Source organism: Myxacorys sp. (assembly GCF_059501405.1).
In genome coordinates this window covers 1-16,865 of the sequence record NZ_JCACCM010000125.1, presented here as the reverse complement: position 1 = coordinate 16,865, position 16,865 = coordinate 1, and the positions used below count along the sequence as shown (strand labels likewise).

Sequence of the window (16,865 nt, the reverse complement as noted above, 5' to 3'; positions counted from 1 at the left end):
AGGAATATTGATTTTGCTTAACCGTTTATTATGAACGAGAAGGCAACTATTGATTCTGCTTACTCAGCTATAAGAAACGCTTAAAGGAATATTGATTTTGCTTAACCGTTTATTATGAACGAGAAGGCAACTATTGATTTCGCTTGCTCTATTATTAGTTTTGCTCACTTCATTTCAGTAATTGCTTTCTCTGTTTCAATAAACGCTTGTTGGGATACGCAAGCGCGATCGCTGCTCCAGCATTATCAATGCGATCACCTCCTCATAGCGATCGCGTTGATCAAGCATCAGAGACTACTCCTCGATCACGGTGAGGACAACTCTTGCAGAGTTAAATGTAGATTTCTACAACTTCCAGCGCTAATCCAGATCTATTAGGAGCAAAAAATATCGGTTTGCGTCAATTCAGTAGCAGTTAACCCCAAAGTTTGTTACTCTACCGACTGCACGCCCTAAATTCGTTCCTCATCTCATGATCGAAGTTGAGCATCTCAGCAAAATCTACGGTTCTACCCCTGCGATCGAGGATGTCACCTTCTCGGTTGCACCGGGCGAAATTCTCGGCTTTCTCGGCCCCAACGGAGCCGGAAAAACAACCACAATGCGAATTCTGTCAGGCTACCTGCCTGCTAGTCGTGGAACTGCAAAAGTCGCAGGATTTGAGGTACACGAACACTCAATGGAAGTGCGGCAACGAATCGGATATTTGCCAGAAACGCCGCCGCTCTACCCTGAAATGACGGTAGAAGGGTTTCTCAATTTCGTAGCACAAATTAAGGGCGTCAGTGCAGGCGATCGCGCGAATCGAATCAAAGCAGCAATCGAAAAATGTAACTTAGTCGAGAAACGCAAGACGCTCATTCGCAAGCTATCTAAGGGCTTTCGGCAACGAGTCGGCATTGCTCAAGCGATTGTTCACGATCCACCAGTGATTATTCTCGATGAACCGACCGTCGGACTCGATCCCAGGCAAATCATCGACGTGCGGAATTTAATCAAACAACTCGCCAACGATCACACCGTCATTCTCTCGACACACATCTTGCCCGAAGTCAGCATGACGTGCGATCGCGTCGCCATTATCAATCGCGGTCGAGTCGTTGCGACCAACACGCCTGCATCATTAATGGAACAATTGATGGGCGGTTCAGGGTACGAATTGGATATTGCGGGCAATTCAATTGCCGTTCAACAATGCTTGCAGCGGGTTGAAGGCGTGAAACACGTTGAAGAGATGCAGATTGAGAACCTGCCCGAACATCGAATCAAAGTCCGGGTCGTGTCCGAATCAAATGCTGAACCCGGACATGCGATCGCGGCAGCACTCGTTCGCAATGGGTTAGGACTGTATGAAATGCGCCGCGTTCAAGCCAGCCTAGAAGATGTGTTTCTAGACCTCACAACCGAAGAAAAACCGCTAGAAGCCACGCCTGAAACCGCAGACACCACAGATAACGTTGACACCGAACCTCCATCGACCAAATCTGAAGTACTGCCCACCGAAACCCCATCAGAGGATGCAAGATAGATGAAAACCGTTTTAGCAAACATTTTGGCGATCTATCGACGGGAGTTATTGAGCTACTTTGCATCCCCGCTTGCCTATGCGATCGCGGCGATCTTTTGGTTAGTCTCTGGCTTTCTATTTTGGGCAACGCTAGAAGGAATTGTGGGGCAAGCCGCGCTCTATGATGCTCAAGCGGGAGCAGGCGTATCTGTTCCTCCGATCGATATTCCTTACGAGTTTATTCGAGCCGTGTTAGGCGTTGTAGGATCGCTCTCCCTATTTGTGCTGCCCATCTTATCAATGGGACTATATGCAGAAGAGCGCAAGCGCGGCACGTTAGAGCTATTAGCAACATCACCACTCACCAATTGGTCTGTTGCGATCGGAAAATTGCTGGGTGTTGTGACATTCTTTGTCACGATGTCGCTTCCGTTGCTAATCTATGAAGCGATCGCACTTGCAAATGTTAATCCTCCTGTGCAGCCTAGCATTCTATTACTCGGTCACGGCGGATTAATATTACTAGCAGCCGCCGTCTTATCATTGGGAATGTTTATCTCTTCCCTCACCGATAGCACTATCTTGGCCGCTATTTTTACATTCGCATTAGTATTAGGCCTATGGGTTGTTGATCTAATTGCAAAAAACTTTACAGGTGGATTAGCCGATGCGATCGGGCATCTGTCACTGCTAAAGCACTACACCAACCTCGTGCAAGGCGTTGTCGATACAGGAAGCTTGGTCTTATTCGCAAGTTACATCCTATTAGGCATTTTTCTCACCGCTCAATCAATCGACGCTCTACGATTCCAGCGATCCTAGTTTGAATTCTCCGCGTACAAACCGGATTTCGTCTGCCTCTATCCCATACCTTGACCATGAAAAAGTTCAAACCCCAGCTTCAATTTCTGAAATATCTGTTTTGGCTTGCTCCCATTCTGATCATTATGGGTATTGTGGCAGGCGTTGTCTCTGGCGTTTGGGGAACTGTTCCGCTAGGGTTACTGATTGCTGGAGTTGTACTCTTCTTACTGTGGCTGGTTTTTTTAGGACGCGGAGAAGAAACGCTGCAACCCAACTTTTGGAAACGCCGCTCCACTCAAGCGAGTACAAATGCGGTGGTGAATACGATCGCGGTATTAGTCATCTTAGGATTGATTAACTTTCTAGCCGTTCGTCACTCCGCTCGCGTTGACCTTACTGAAGGAGGACTATTCACCCTATCCCCCGAATCGAAGCAAGTCGTACAAGAATTAAATCAGGATGTAAAAGTTTGGGTATTCGACAATCAACAGAATCCTCAAGATCAGCAATTATTAGAGAATTACCAACGGCAGAATCAAAGATTCAAATTTGAATTTGTTGACCCTGAAGGTAATCCAGGTTTAGCGAAAGACTTTAACATCAAAAACAGTAATGATAGTCGTGATGTTTTTCTAGAACTACCCTCCAAGCAGCGCAAACAATTTGTTCAAAATATCAGTTCTCAAACGCGACTATCAGAAAATAGAATCACAAACGCAATTTTGCAGATTAGCAACGACAGGCAGGTTCCAGTCTATTTCTTACAAGGGCACGGCGAAAAATCCTTGCAAGCGGGAGAAGGCGCAATTTCAACAGCTGTGGAAGCTCTAGGAAATAAAAGCTTTATCACTCAGCCATTAAATTTGGCGCAGACTGGAAAAGTGCCAGCAGATGCGGGCGTTGTGCTAGTTGTCGGTCCCACTCGTCCTGTTCTAGACGCAGAAGTTAAAGCGCTGCAAGACTACCTTGACCAGGGCGGAAACATTTTCGTTGCGGTCGATCCAACGATCAAAGCAGGACTGGACACTCTGCTGAATGGATGGGGTGTGAAGCTGGACGATCGCGTTGCCATTAATTCACCTGAGCAAAAGGTGTTGGGTGTGGGTCCGGCAGGCTTAATCGTGACGCAGTACGGCACTCATCCGATTACAAAAGACTTCGGAAATGGCTATTCGTTTTATCCGCTTGCCCGTCCGCTAGACATTAGCCCTGTCGCGGGCGTTCAAAACACGCCGTTATTATTAACTGACCCGAAAAGCTGGGCAGAAAGCAATCTGAAAGAACAGCCCTTAAAGCTTGATGGCGGCGATCGCCCAGGGCCGTTAACCATTGGCGTTGCTCTCTCTCGAACGGTTAATCTGAGTCCATCACCCAGTCCATCACCTTCAGCTAGTCCATCGCCTAGTGTCTCACCTTTCTCGGAAAGTCCATCGCCCAGTCCGTCGCCTTCCATTAGCCCATCGCCTACACCATCTTCTAAAGAGTCGCGTTTAGTCGTGTTAGGAAACTCTGGTTTTGTGACAGATAGCTACTTTGGACAGCAACTTAATGGAGACGTATTCCTAAATGCGGTCAATTGGCTGAGCCAGCAAGGTCAACAGCCACTATCTTTGCGTCCCAAAGATGTTAAAAACCGTCGAATTACGCTAAATACTGAGCAGGCAACTATCTTGGCAATTTTAGCGATCGCGATCGTCCCCTTATTTGGTTTTCTAACGGCTGGATTCTTCTGGTGGCAAAGACGATAGGTAGCGAGACTTGCCAAACGGACTGTCCTACTGTTAAATAATGTTAAGAAACCTATCTTTTAGGAGATTCAAACATGGATAAGCAAGAAGGAAAGGTTGGATTTACCCCATTTGCTGAGACTTGGAACGGTCGTTTAGCCATGCTTGGATTAGCGATCGGATTTGCAATTGAGCTAGTAACCGGCAAGGGCATTTTGGCACAACTAGGTTTGATGTAACGCTCAGGATTTATTTTTCAATCAACGCTCAATACATGAGCAGTCCCTCAACGCATAAATTAAGCCCGAAGAGTTTGAAAGCTCTTCGGGCTTAACTATTTAGATCTTTTAGTAAAATTCACTTTAAAGAATAGCGTGGCAAGCTATAGGAACCGTCAGGAGTTTGGTGCAGCCAGTTGTTAACGTTCTATTCATGATGCCTTCCGAAGTTAAGGTATCAATGTTGAATAATGTTGAATAATTTGTGTATCGAAGCTAACAATTCTATAGACCATCTGGAAGCAACAATCGCAGCTTTGTGACAAAAGTACAAGCCAACTAGTTTTAATCTGTCTAGTTTTAATCCGTCTCAAATCAGGTTTCGCGACGCTGGCTCATCAGTATGATTAAGAAAATCATGTGCTTCAGCCTCCCAAGCGCGATACAAAGCGCGATACAATCAGAACCCTACAACCACGCGGGCTTCGGAGGCTTGAGCCTTCGGTAGTGAGGAATTAGTCATGGCACTCATTGTTCAGAAGTACGGGGGAACCTCAGTTGGAACGGTCGAACGAATCCAGGCAGTCGCCCAACGGGTAAAGCAAACTGTCGAAGCCGGAAATTCAGTGGTAGTCGTGGTTTCTGCGATGGGCAAGACTACCGATGGCTTGGTCAAACTGGCGCATGATATTTCTGCCAATCCCAATCGACGAGAAATGGATATGCTGCTCTCCACCGGAGAGCAAGTGACGATCGCGCTGCTCAGCATGGCACTGCAAGAAGCTGGGCAGCCTGCCGTCTCGCTTACCGGCGCACAAGTCGGAATTATTACTGAAACCCACCACACTCGCGCTCGCATTCTCAACGTTGCCACTGACCGCATGAAGCGTCACTTGCAGAACGGCGAGGTTCTTGTTGTAGCTGGATTTCAAGGCATTAGCAATGCTCAAGATTTAGAAATTACAACGTTGGGTCGGGGTGGCTCTGATACATCGGCAGTCGCGTTAGCGGCGGCGCTCAAAGCCGATTTTTGTGAAATTTACACCGATGTACCCGGCATTCTCACGGCAGATCCTCGCTTGGTCGAAGATGCTCGGCTGATGACCGAGATTACCTGCGATGAGATGTTAGAACTTGCCAGTCTTGGTGCAAAAGTGCTGCATCCTCGCGCTGTGGAGATTGCTCGAAATTATGGCGTTCCGCTCGTCGTGCGATCGAGTTGGACAACCGACCCCGGAACCTGGGTAACCTCACCACAGCCGCAAACGCGATCGCTCGAAGGGTTAGAAATTGCCCGTCCTGTCGATGCGGTGGAATTTGATACAGACCAAGCCAAAGTCGCCCTCCTCCGCGTTCCCGATCGTCCTGGTGTTGCTGCAAAACTGTTTGGTGAAATCGCCTCTCAGCGGTTGGATGTCGATTTAATTATCCAATCCATTCACGAAGGCAATAGCAACGATATTGCCTTCACCGTGATCAAAAACTCCCTCACTCGTGCAGAAGCGGTGTCTAGTGCCATTATTCCGGCTCTCATGGCGGGTCATGCCCCCAGCAGCGAAGCGGCACCTGACGTGATGATCGAACAGAAAATTGCCAAAGTGACGATCGCAGGCGCAGGCATGATTGGGCGTCCGGGAGTGGCGGCCAAAATGTTCTCAACCCTTGCCGATGCAGGGATCAACATTCAAATGATCTCGACCTCGGAAGTTAAAGTCAGTTGTGTGATTGATCAGGTCGATTGCGATCGCGCGATCGCGGTTCTCTGCAATGCCTTCGACATTCATGAGTCAGGTTATCGCATTCCAGAGGCGACCTTGCCTGATGTCACCGAAACTCCAGTGCGGGGTGTGGCGCTTGATCTCAAACAAGCCCGTGTTGCTGTTCGCCATGTGCCCGATCGACCTGGCATGGCGGCGAAAATTTTTCAACGGCTGGCTGAGCACAACATCAGCGTCGATATGATTATCCAATCTCAGCGCTGTCGCGTGGTGAATGGCACCATGACGCGGGATATCGCCTTTACCGTGGCGCAAATGGACGGGGAAGCGGCACGGACGACGTTAGAAAGCGTGGCGGCTGAATTTGGCTGCGGCGAAGTCGTGGTCGATAGCGCGATCGCGAAGGTCAGTATTGTTGGATCTAACATGGTCGGACAGCCAGGAGTGGCGGCTCGCATGTTTGATGCGCTGTTCAAAAAAGGCATCAACATTCAGATGATTGCAACTTCTGAAATTAAAGTGAGTTGTGTAGTGGCGGAAGATCAAGGCATTGTGGCGCTGCAAACAATTCATGCGGCGTTTGAATTGTCAGGCTCTCACAAGGTACAGGTATCGGCTTAGAGACGCTATTCGTAGGTGAAGGTTCTGATGAACTACTCTCCTAAACTACTCTCAAGGGGAGAGCCTGAGGACATAGCCCGAATTTGTTGTAACTATCAGGTCATTCTGGTAAACCGCAATGCCCGACGGGATACCATATTTTGCCGCGCGGACGTTTACGATCGCGTCTATTTTGCCGTCAGAATCTAGCTTGACAACCCAACCTAAATTCGTCGTTATCACTAAATCCGTGTTCCAAACTGCCACAAAAAACGGAATGCCAAATCCCGCCTGTTGCAGATCAACTATTGTCGAAACTTTGCCCGTCTGCGTGACGCGCAGCAATAGCCTTTTTGACTGCGCCACCACAAATTCATCCGTCTGAACCGCAATGCCAAATGGGTTACCCCTCCCATCGAGCAAAATGGGTTGAGAAATCGTTCCGTCCGGGCCGACTCGCACAATCTGACCAACGGCTTCTGCGACATCCGTTGACAACGTAACAACATAATTCTGTTGATAAACCGCTACCCCAAACGGCGCTCCAAATTCAGTACAAATTTGAGTCAGGTCTGTAATCTTGGCATACGTCCCATCGGGTTTGACGCGAACTAGATAATGATCAGGAAGATAGCCTGTTACGGTGACAATGAGAGCGTTATCTTGAGCCGGGTTTCCTTGCGAGTTGCGCTCGGCGGTAATTGCAAACGGAATGCCTAAGTTGGCGCTTAGAAAATTCACAAGTGGAGTGACTTGGCCCTGCGGACTAATCCGCACTAGCGTTCCTTCTAGCGTCGGAACGACCAATGCATCACCCTGAAGAGCAATGCCTTGCAGTGTTAAGAGCTTCAAGCCTTGAGCAATGACTGAAATTGACACAAGTGAAATTGATACAAGTGAATAACTTCTACTGTTTCTGCCACCTACATCTTAGGGTGGTTCAAAGTTTTGTGAGGCTCTCGACTAATGGTTGCCGTTTTTTTAACGGTTAGTTCCGTTCTTCCGGTTGAGTGCTACCCTCGTTGAAAGACAGATGAATAAGAACACTCAATCGTATGGTTTTTTACTTCCGTTGAATGGGTCTTAGACAATTCAGGTAGAATAGCCAAGTTTCCAAAGAATTTTTTGCTACCTTTGCTGGAAAATTGATTTTTCGTTCCAGATTTTGATTAGCATTTTTTCATTCATTTGCGGAACTCTGAATAAGAACAGTGAAACGATCGACGAATCTTATTCATCAGCCCCCTTGAAGTGTTACCCACGTTTTAAAGTCGGATGAAAGCTAGTAACTCCCTTCCTTCAGCCCCATTAGTTCTCAAGTTAGTCGGCACAATTTTGATCGTGTCATCGCTGATTGACTACTTCGCTCTACTTGTGCCGCCCAATTTTTCAGATAAAGCTTGGTTTGCGCAGGTCGTCACGCAAATTGTCGATCGCGGTATTATTCCAATGGTTGGACTGGCATTTTTGTTTGCCGGGTCGTTTCTTGAGAATGGTTCTTTAGCACCCCGCGATCGCGAAGCGCCATTTAGCACGATTCGGTTTTGGGCGCTGCTACTCGCCGGACTGCTCAGCATTATTTTTCTGATTGCTTTTCCGCTTCATCTCAACAATACGCGTCAGGTGTCTGACCAAGCGCTCAAACGCATTGCCGAAGAATCAACAGGGGCGGAAAATCAACTCGATACCCAAGTACAGCAACGCCAAGGTCAAATTCAAGCAGCGCTCAAAGATCCGGCTCAAATCAAGCAGCTTGACGACCGGATTAAACAAATCAACGATGCGATTAGTAGCGGACAACTGAAGGGAGACCAGCAGGCACAAGCTCAGCAAGCCCTCAAAGAACTGCAAGCCCTCAAAACTGACCCGAACGCGATTGAAGGTCGCGCCAAAGATTTCCGCAACCAGAAGCTGATCGAGATTCGCGATCGCAAACAGCAACTCGAAAATCAAGCCAAAGGCGATTTTTGGAAAACAGGAGTGCGCGTTGGCATCAGCAGCTTACTGCTCTCTTTGGGTTACGGCATCATCAGCTTAATGGGTTTGCGCGAGATGGGTATTATAGGCGGACGCCGGAAGGCGACGCTTCGGTAAAAAAAAGGATGAGGGATGAAAATTAAGAAGAAACCTGCTGAATCTAGTGATGGGGCTGAGGTTTTAGCATTGCGGCTCTAGTCCCTCAACAATCACGACCCTTCATCCCTCGTCCCTCATCCCTAGTTCTCCATGTTCTCAATCTACATCCTGACCCACAACGAAGAAATTGATATCGCCGACTGTATTGAGTCGGCGTTGCCCTCTGGTGATGTCGTTGTGGTTGATTCGTTTAGTCGCGATCGCACGGTTGAGATTGCCAACCGCTACCCGGTACGTGTCATTCAACACGAGTTTGAGAGCCACGGTAAACAGAGAACCTGGATGCTGCAATCGGTTCCGACGAAGCACGACTGGGTTTACATTCTCGAAGCCGATGAGCGCATGACGCCGGAGTTGTTTCAGGAATGCCTCGACATCGTTCAACGTCCTGAGCATGACGGCTACTATGTGGCAGAACGGGTCATGTTCATGGGGCAGTGGATTCGTCGCAGCACCCAATATCCCCGCTATCAGCTTCGGCTGTTTCGCAAAGACAAGGTGTGGTTTACGGACTATGGACACACGGAGCGAGAAGTCGTCAACGGCTCAACAGGCTTTATTAAAGAAACCTATCCTCATTACACCTGCGGCAAAGGCATGAGCCGCTGGATTGAGAAACATAATCTGTATTCTACTAACGAAGCGATCGAGACAATCCGACAACTCGACGCTGGCTCAGTAAATTGGAAAGAGTTATTTTTAGGTCAGTCAGAAGTCGAACGCCGACGCGCACTAAAAGATCTCTCCTTACGCCTCCCGTTTCGCCCCTTGATTCGATTTGTTTATATGTATTTCATTTTAGGGGGACTGCTAGATGGCCGGGCGGGGTTCACTTGGTGTGTGCTGCAAGCGTTTTATGAATATCTCATTTTGCTGAAAGTATGGGAGATGAAGCACATGCCGATTGCGTCTCCTCAGCTCAACCCCTCACCACTTCAAGAAGCATCTCCTGAGGCTCCTGCTTCCCTTTAGTATTCCGGGCAAGAACGCTTGTATAGACGATTATTGAGAGCTGTAATGCCTCGGTTCTTTTTCTGTGAAGCACAACAGTTGGGATAGGAAAATCTTATCTAAATTAAAATTAGCTTGCACCAGTCCTTACAAACTTTACCAGTAGGATAGTAGGCTTAAGACAACAGTAATGAAGTGGGGATCACTTGTTTAGACAAGAATTAACCCACCTCTAGCCTGATGTTATTGTTCAAATCATTGTTTATGATCGAACTATAAGAACACGATTGAAGCATTCAGCGTTTGTAGCCAGATGGAGAGTAGGCTGTCTGTGATCCAACGTCTCAAACAAGATCTCAAAAATGACCTGATCGCAGGTCTACTGGTGGTTATCCCTCTAGCCACCACAATCTGGTTAACCTATACGATCTCAACTTGGGTCATCGATTTTCTCACGCGCGTACCCAAGCAACTCAGCCCCTTTGACGGTCTAAACCCAATTCTAGTCAGCTTTTTAAATTTCACCGTTGGTTTAGCGGTGCCGTTACTGTCTATTCTCTTCATCGGGTTGATGGCGCGTAACATCGCTGGACGGTGGCTTTTAGAGTTTGGCGAACGGTTGCTGCAAGCCATTCCTCTTGCTGGTGCGATTTACAAAACTCTAAAGCAACTGTTAGAAACGTTGTTACGAGACACAGGCGGGAAGTTTCGCCGTGTTGTTTTAGTGGAATATCCCCGTCCAGGCATCTGGTCGCTTGGATTTGTCACAGGCGCGATCGGGGCTGAAGTTCAGTCTCATTTTTCAGCGGAGATGCTGAGCGTCTTTATTCCCACCACTCCCAATCCCACAACAGGTTGGTATACGATCGTGCCGGAGGCCGAGACAATTACCTTATCGATGCCGATCGAAGACGCCTTCAAAGTGATTATTTCTGGTGGCATTGTCAGCCCGGACTCAACTGCATTTGTCTCCCAAGCGGCACCTAGTCGCAAGCGCGTTCTAGAACCCTTAGTAGAATCAACTCGAAAACCCCTAATCGTCGAAGAAGAATCGGTTTAGCCATCTCTGCCCAAACCCCGCCTCCAAACTTGCACCCTTAAACTTGTTAAGATAAGCGAGCTAACTTGAACCGAGCCAAACAGCCGCCATGCAAGCCCGTCGAATTTCCCGCGAACTTGCCCTCTTGAGCATCAGTCAACTCCCCACGACCGCAGAGCGCCTCAATACTCAAAAACTTCAAGATCTGATTGTGGCAGCCGTTCGCACGCTTGCAACCGAAGCCCGCGATGCCTTGGAAACGGCATCGGCAGAGCTTCAACGAGGTAACAATCAACTTCTTGCGAGTGAAACGCGTGCCAACACCGTCGAGAGTGCTAGAACAATGGTGGAAGACGCGATCGCGCTAACCGAAAAGGCAATCAATCGGTTGGGGAGTGCGATTGAGATTCCCGAATTCATTCAACTCGCGAACCAAACCGACGTCCGCACGTTTGCCCTCGAAATCATTACGCGCCTACAACAAGAGCGCCAACATGTCGATCAGTTGCTTAACGAAGCCCTGGTTGATTGGCAACTCGACCGTCTAGCGACGATCGATCGAGACATTCTTCGCATTGCTGTGACCGAAATGATGTTTCTGGGCATTCCTGATAAGGTCGCCATCAACGAAGCGATCGAGATGGCGAAGCGGTACAGCAGCGAGGATGGACACCGATTTATTAATGGTGTGCTAAGGAGAGTGACGGAGCAACTTAAAGCGGGAGTGAGAGAATAGGCGATGGGAATTACCCTGCACCCCTTTCTGCTATAAATTTAATTCTAAAAGTTAATTCTGAAAGTCTCTGGTATTTGCAATGGCGTTCAATTGGTTTAATCGTTTCAATCAACCAAAGGCAGAGGCAGACGTCTCTGAAGCGACTCAGCCGGATGCCTCTACATCAGATGCTGAGCCGATCGAAGCGGTTGAAGATCCAGAACAGGCAAAGCAGGCCGCGATCGAGCGTGCCAGAATTGCCTTAGAAGCGATTAAACAACGTAAGCAGCAAGAAGCCGCGCCTGTCCCTCCAGCAGAATCTGATCAAGCGGACTCAATTCAAGAGGACGTTGAGCAACCCTCTGAGCCTGTTTCTGAGCCTACGATTACTGCTGAAGAAACCGTCGCCTTGACGCCAGAAACCATTGCAGAAGAGCCAACGCCTGCTGTTCTATCAGACCAAGCTGACGTTCTAGAGGACTCGGCAGCCCCCGCTTCTCAACCCCTAGAGACTCAGATAGACAAAGCCACAACCGAACCTGAACCCCCAGTTACCCAAAATGTTCCTTTGTGGGCACAAGCCGAAGCCGAAGAACGAGCCGCCCGCTTAGAGCGGCTGCGAGCCACTGCGATTGCGGAAGAGCCTGACGTTACTGCAAGCCCTCAAACTAATGCCGCCCTAGTCGAGGAATCGGATTCTGGGATTCCGCTCACCCTGGATGAAGGCTTCTTGTGGTCAACCGAAGTCCTTTCCGCGATGGGACGCCGCGCTCAAGATATTACCCTCGAAGAAATCACGTGGTTAAAGCGACTGCGCCAGGGGTTGGATAAGACCCGACGCAGTTTGGTAAATCAGCTCAAGGCGATCGTGGGTCAAGGTCCGCTCAACGAAGATGCGGTTCTAGAAATTGAATCGCTACTGCTACAAGCCGATGCCGGTGTCGAAGCTACGGATAGAGTGATTCAGGCCTTGCAGAGCCGGTTACGAGAGGAAACCCTGCCACCAGAGCAAGCGCTCGCATACCTCAAACAAATCCTACGCGAGTTGCTCGACCGTCCCCTGCAAGGATCGCACAGCGTCTTCTTTGCACCCGAAAAAGACACACTTAACATTTGGCTAATGACAGGCGTAAACGGGGCAGGCAAAACGACCACGATCGGCAAACTCGCTCATATCGCTCAGAAATCGGGCTACCTCTGCCTGATTGCTGCTGCCGACACGTTTCGTGCAGCGGCGGTTGAGCAAGTCAAGGTTTGGGGACAGCGCAGTAATGTTGAGGTCATTGCCAATCCCGGACAAAATACCGATCCCGCCGCCGTTGTGTTTGATGGCATTGCAGCGGCTCAATCTCGTGGGACAGAACTGTTGCTGATCGATACGGCAGGACGCCTGCAAAATAAGAAAAACCTGATGGACGAATTGAATAAAATTCGTCGGATTATTGATAAAAAGGCAACCAACGCTAAGGTAGAATCTCTGCTCGTACTGGATGCGACGCTGGGACAGAATGGATTGCAGCAGGCAAAAGTGTTTGCAGAAGCGGCACAGCTTAGTGGCGTCGTGCTGACCAAGCTAGACGGCACAGCAAAAGGTGGAATTGCCTTAGCGGTGGTCGAGCAACTGGGTCTGCCGATTCGCTTTATCGGTGCAGGCGAAGGCATCGAAGATTTGAGACCCTTTTCGAGCTATGAATTTGTGGAAGCTTTGATTAGTGGTTAAACCCTATCCACCGACATGTGCTTTTTGTGAAGTTGGGGCACTCTGTAACGATTAATGTGCTCAAAATTGTTTGGAGCCCGTAGAATATGCCGAGACTATCTCAGCGAATGGGATGAGGCTTTCCTAAAAGAGAGTGTTCTATCCTGCTTGAGTCATGTTCGGCTATCGGTCTTAATTGCTAAGGTCACGATCGCTCGCGGTCTGCATCGTCCTTCCTTGGAAGGATACGAACTACATTGACTTCTTCTGTTGCTGTCCGCTAGTAATAAAACCGCACCTCTACTGTTCGTACCATTAATGTTCGTACAACCCGATTTGCAACTCTTCCGCTAAGATTGATGGCTACAACGGATCTTGCTCCTAACTCAAAGGAAACAATTTTCTAGCCCATTTCGCTGTACTGTGTTCTCTAACTTCACCGGATCGAATGACTGCTGTGCCTCTTCCTAGACAGCCCTCTCAACCGCCCGATCGTAACGACGGATCAGGCTCATCGGACGTGACCCCCGTGTTTGCGCTCAAAGAACTGGTGTCTCGCCTCAATCGAGAGCAGCATAAGATCCAAGATCTGCTGAGTTCTCTAGGATTTGCCCTGCGGAGCTTTAGCAACCTTAATCAGTTTTTAGAACTAATTCCTTTAATGGCGAGCCGGGTTACGGATGCTGATGGCGGCGCGCTGATTTTGTTCCGCCCTAATGGACAAGTTAAGCTAGAGCGCTTGCACTGTCAGGACACGCACTGGGGGCAAGAAGTCCGCAAAGCGCTAGAGGCGGCAACTCGGCAGATGACGGCTTCCTTGAGCGGGCTGCCCCCAGGAGAAGCCTTGGCGCGATCGTCGCAGGTAGTGACGATGCTCGACACTCAGGTGGCACGTCAGCTAGGTTCTGGAATTCAGATTTTTGGCACTGGAATTTTGATTAAAAACAGTGAGCGGGGCCGCCTGTATGTGTTTAGCCGAGACGAGGACTATGAGTGGACAGAAACCCGGCAGAAATTGGTGCGCTTAATTGCTGACCAAACCGCCGTCGCGATCGAGAACGATGAGCTGACGGTTGAACTGCGGAAAAAAGAACGCCTCGATCGCGAGTTAGAGATCGGCGCAGATATTCAGTTACGCTTATTGCCTCGTCAATGCCCAACCATTCAAGGCGTTGAACTCGCTGCCTTGTGTAAGACGGCCAATCGCGTCGGCGGCGACTATTACGACTTTATTCCTGCCGACTATGGGCAGGTACGCACGGGGAGCGACAACTCGACCGGGCGCTGGAGCGTTACGATTGGCGATGTGATGGGCAAGGGCGTTCCCGCCGGACTGATCATGACCATGACTCGTGGAATGCTGCGAGCAGAGGTCCTTAATGGGCACTCTCCAGCCCGCATCTTGCAGCATCTCAACCAAGTCATGTATGCCGATCTGGAAAACTCAAATCGGTTTGTGACCCTGTTCTATTCTGAGTACAATCCCCAAACGCGCATTCTGTCCTATAGCAATGCGGCTCACAACCCACCGCTATTGTGGCAAGCATCAACGGATACGATTAAGCGATTAGATACACTGGGAATGTTAATTGGACTAGATGCCGAAACTCAGTATCAGGATGCAACGGTGCAGCTTAACTCTGGCGATACGATTATTTATTACACCGATGGCTTTACAGATGCGGCAAATCCGTATGGTCAGCGGTTTGATGAAGAGAATTTAATGAGTGCGTTTCGGTGGGCGTGTTGTCACTATAACGATCCTCAGTTGATCTTGAAGCATCTGTTCGATCGCGTTCAGCAATTCATTGGCGCTGGCAGTACGCATTCGGATGACATGACGTTGGTGGTGATGCGGGTTCAGCCGTCCTGAGGTTTAGCAGGACTTATAATCCGGTACATCTGTCAGGCTTCAATGAACAACTTTTTCACGATGAAATCTAAGATTTCATCGTGAAAAAGTTGTTCTCTCGGTATTAGTTACGAACTTGCACAGGCATCACTAAGTATGTCATCTTCAACGCACCAATGGGCGATAGCACGGCAGGGCTAGTCGGTGTGTTTAATTGAATCTGCACATCGGCTGTACTAATTGCCTTTAAGCCATCCATCAAATACTTAACATTGAAGGCGATGTCCATCCCGTCACCTGTGATTTGAGCAGGCATCGATTCACGACCGCTACCAACATCTTGAGCATCAACGGCTAACGTCATCTGCTGAGTTGCACCATCTAACGTCATTTTGACAATATTGTTCTTCTGGTCTGCCAGCACCGAGATTCGCTCTAACGCACTGAGAAACAACCGCCGATCCAGACTCACCTGATGAGCAAACTGACGGGGAACAAGTTGGCGATAGTTGGGATACTGACCTTCGAGCAAGCGACTGGTAATCCGTTGATCTGTCCACTCAAACACGACTTGTCCTTGATCAAACTGGACATCCACCGAATTACTACCCTGGCGATCGAGCATCTTTATCAGTTCCTGTAGAGCTTTCGCTGGAACCGTTACATCCAAGCTGCTCTCATTTCTGGCACTCTGCTCATCACCCTGATCTAGGGTATGAACGACAGCAAGACGATGACCATCGGTTGCCGCAAACTCTAACCCATCGGACTGAACGCTGACGTGTACTCCCGTGAGTACCTGCTTGGTTTCATCCGCAGACGCTGCAAACAGAGAGCCACGTAAACCATCAATTAGGGCTTCAGCCGAGAGCTGAGTCTTTTCGCCGTCCTCGATCGTTGGCAGTTCTGGAAATTCTTCTGCACCCATACCCCGTACTTGATATTGACCGGAAGCACAGGTCAAATTGGTCAAATAGTTATCGTTTGAGCCATTGTCTGAACTGTTGTCTAAGGTGATGTTGCCCTCTGGCAAGCGAGACACAATATCACTCAGCAGCTTTGCCGGAAGCGTCAGTGTGCCGCCTTCCTCCACTTGAGCTGGGAAGCTTGTTTGAATGCCAAGGCTCAAATCAAAAGCGCTGAGCTTAATTTGTTGGGTTTCCTCATCGGCATTGAGGAGAACATTCGCTAAGACAGGATGAGTGGGACGAGATGAAACCGCACGACCGACCAGCGATAAATGAGCATTGAGATGATTTTGAGCGCAAACCAGTTTCATGGCGGTGATAGGAATGAAAGACAGTTGTTGAGAAGGCTGTGGAAAACTAATTCAGATTAAAGTAAGCGCTAGATAAGCAGTTAAAGAAGAATTTAAAACTATATGTAGCGTTGAGGAATCTTGTTTGAGCATAGTAGCACTCCTTCAGCGATCGTTTCACAGATCTTTAAGGAAGTTTTGGGGGTCGAAGGACAAGGAATGCGATCGCACGGTCTGTGGAAACTGTGGAAAACTTCTAGAGTTCTTGTAGAGAAAGAGCTTTATTCCCCGTTAAGCTGTGGAAAACGTATGGAAAGGCTCAATTAATATCTCCCGTAGTTTTCAGTTTCTACTGAAACAATCGAGTTTTCGACAGGTTTCCCACAAAGTTTTCCACAAAAACTTGTAGGTTTTCCACAGATCTGCGGTTGGTCGCTAAATCATATAGATAAATTTGATATTTATTGTGGAATGCAATAAATTTAGTTAAACACTGCAGTGTTTAACTGCTATTGGTTCAAATGGTGGAAGAACTTGCGTCGGTTGTGTTCTAGACCTGGGGAAAGGTAGCTAAACCGACAGCCCAAACTCGAATCGATTGATGAATAGTCCAATGACCACGTCATGCAGCCACTCGGACT

Annotated in this window: 13 protein-coding genes; 11 read left to right on the top strand and 2 right to left on the bottom strand. The window is 48.6% G+C overall.

The features are described 5' to 3' along the window. The first annotated feature begins 472 nt into the window (after window positions 1-472). From AC5I6P_RS17165 to AC5I6P_RS17145, 5 genes are all read left to right on the top strand, one after another. Window positions 473-1,528, top strand: a complete 1,056-nt coding sequence (locus tag AC5I6P_RS17165; RefSeq protein ID WP_495694997.1) for an ABC transporter ATP-binding protein — start codon at window positions 473-475, stop codon at window positions 1,526-1,528. Beyond that, window positions 1,529-2,329 (top strand): ABC transporter permease, encoded by an 801-nt coding sequence (locus AC5I6P_RS17160; protein WP_495694996.1) that lies wholly within the window; start codon window positions 1,529-1,531, stop codon window positions 2,327-2,329. Between the two features lie 56 nt (window positions 2,330-2,385). Continuing rightward, complete coding sequence (locus tag AC5I6P_RS17155) at window positions 2,386-4,059, top strand: GldG family protein (RefSeq protein ID WP_495694995.1); 1,674 nt, start codon at window positions 2,386-2,388, stop codon at window positions 4,057-4,059. A 74-nt stretch (window positions 4,060-4,133) separates the two neighbouring features. Next, window positions 4,134-4,277 (top strand): high light inducible protein, encoded by a 144-nt coding sequence (locus AC5I6P_RS17150; RefSeq protein ID WP_495694994.1) that lies wholly within the window; start codon window positions 4,134-4,136, stop codon window positions 4,275-4,277. Window positions 4,278-4,777: 500 nt separating this feature from the next. After that, on the top strand, window positions 4,778-6,595 hold the full coding sequence (locus AC5I6P_RS17145; protein WP_495694993.1) for an aspartate kinase: 1,818 nt from the start codon (window positions 4,778-4,780) through the stop codon (window positions 6,593-6,595). Window positions 6,596-6,646: 51 nt separating this feature from the next. On the opposite strand, the gene AC5I6P_RS17140 is transcribed toward AC5I6P_RS17145, so the two are convergent. After that, window positions 6,647-7,453, bottom strand: a complete 807-nt coding sequence (locus AC5I6P_RS17140; protein ID WP_495694992.1) for an SMP-30/gluconolactonase/LRE family protein — start codon at window positions 7,451-7,453, stop codon at window positions 6,647-6,649. A 396-nt stretch (window positions 7,454-7,849) separates the two neighbouring features. Between AC5I6P_RS17140 and AC5I6P_RS17135 the strand changes: the two genes are divergently transcribed. From AC5I6P_RS17135 to AC5I6P_RS17110, 6 genes are all read left to right on the top strand, one after another. Next, window positions 7,850-8,668 carry an HpsJ family protein gene (locus tag AC5I6P_RS17135; protein WP_495694991.1) on the top strand — a complete coding sequence of 273 codons (819 nt, stop codon included), beginning with the start codon at window positions 7,850-7,852 and terminating at the stop codon, window positions 8,666-8,668. 132 nt (window positions 8,669-8,800) lie between these two features. Next, on the top strand, window positions 8,801-9,682 hold the full coding sequence (locus AC5I6P_RS17130; RefSeq protein WP_495694990.1) for a glycosyltransferase family 2 protein: 882 nt from the start codon (window positions 8,801-8,803) through the stop codon (window positions 9,680-9,682). Between the two features lie 310 nt (window positions 9,683-9,992). Further along, window positions 9,993-10,721, top strand: coding sequence for a DUF502 domain-containing protein (locus AC5I6P_RS17125; protein ID WP_495694989.1), 729 nt, complete (start codon window positions 9,993-9,995; stop codon window positions 10,719-10,721). 88 nt (window positions 10,722-10,809) lie between these two features. After that, complete coding sequence (gene nusB / locus AC5I6P_RS17120; RefSeq protein ID WP_495694988.1) at window positions 10,810-11,436, top strand: transcription antitermination factor NusB; 627 nt, start codon at window positions 10,810-10,812, stop codon at window positions 11,434-11,436. 79 nt (window positions 11,437-11,515) lie between these two features. Next, window positions 11,516-13,135, top strand: coding sequence for a signal recognition particle-docking protein FtsY (ftsY, locus tag AC5I6P_RS17115; protein ID WP_495694987.1), 1,620 nt, complete (start codon window positions 11,516-11,518; stop codon window positions 13,133-13,135). 427 nt (window positions 13,136-13,562) lie between these two features. Continuing rightward, window positions 13,563-14,987 carry a PP2C family protein-serine/threonine phosphatase gene (locus AC5I6P_RS17110; RefSeq protein WP_495694986.1) on the top strand — a complete coding sequence of 475 codons (1,425 nt, stop codon included), beginning with the start codon at window positions 13,563-13,565 and terminating at the stop codon, window positions 14,985-14,987. A gap of 103 nt (window positions 14,988-15,090) precedes the next feature. Here AC5I6P_RS17110 and dnaN read toward each other — a convergent pair whose 3' ends face one another. Then, window positions 15,091-16,245, bottom strand: a complete 1,155-nt coding sequence (dnaN, locus tag AC5I6P_RS17105) for a DNA polymerase III subunit beta (protein ID WP_495694985.1) — start codon at window positions 16,243-16,245, stop codon at window positions 15,091-15,093. Between the last annotated feature and the right edge of the window lie 620 nt (window positions 16,246-16,865).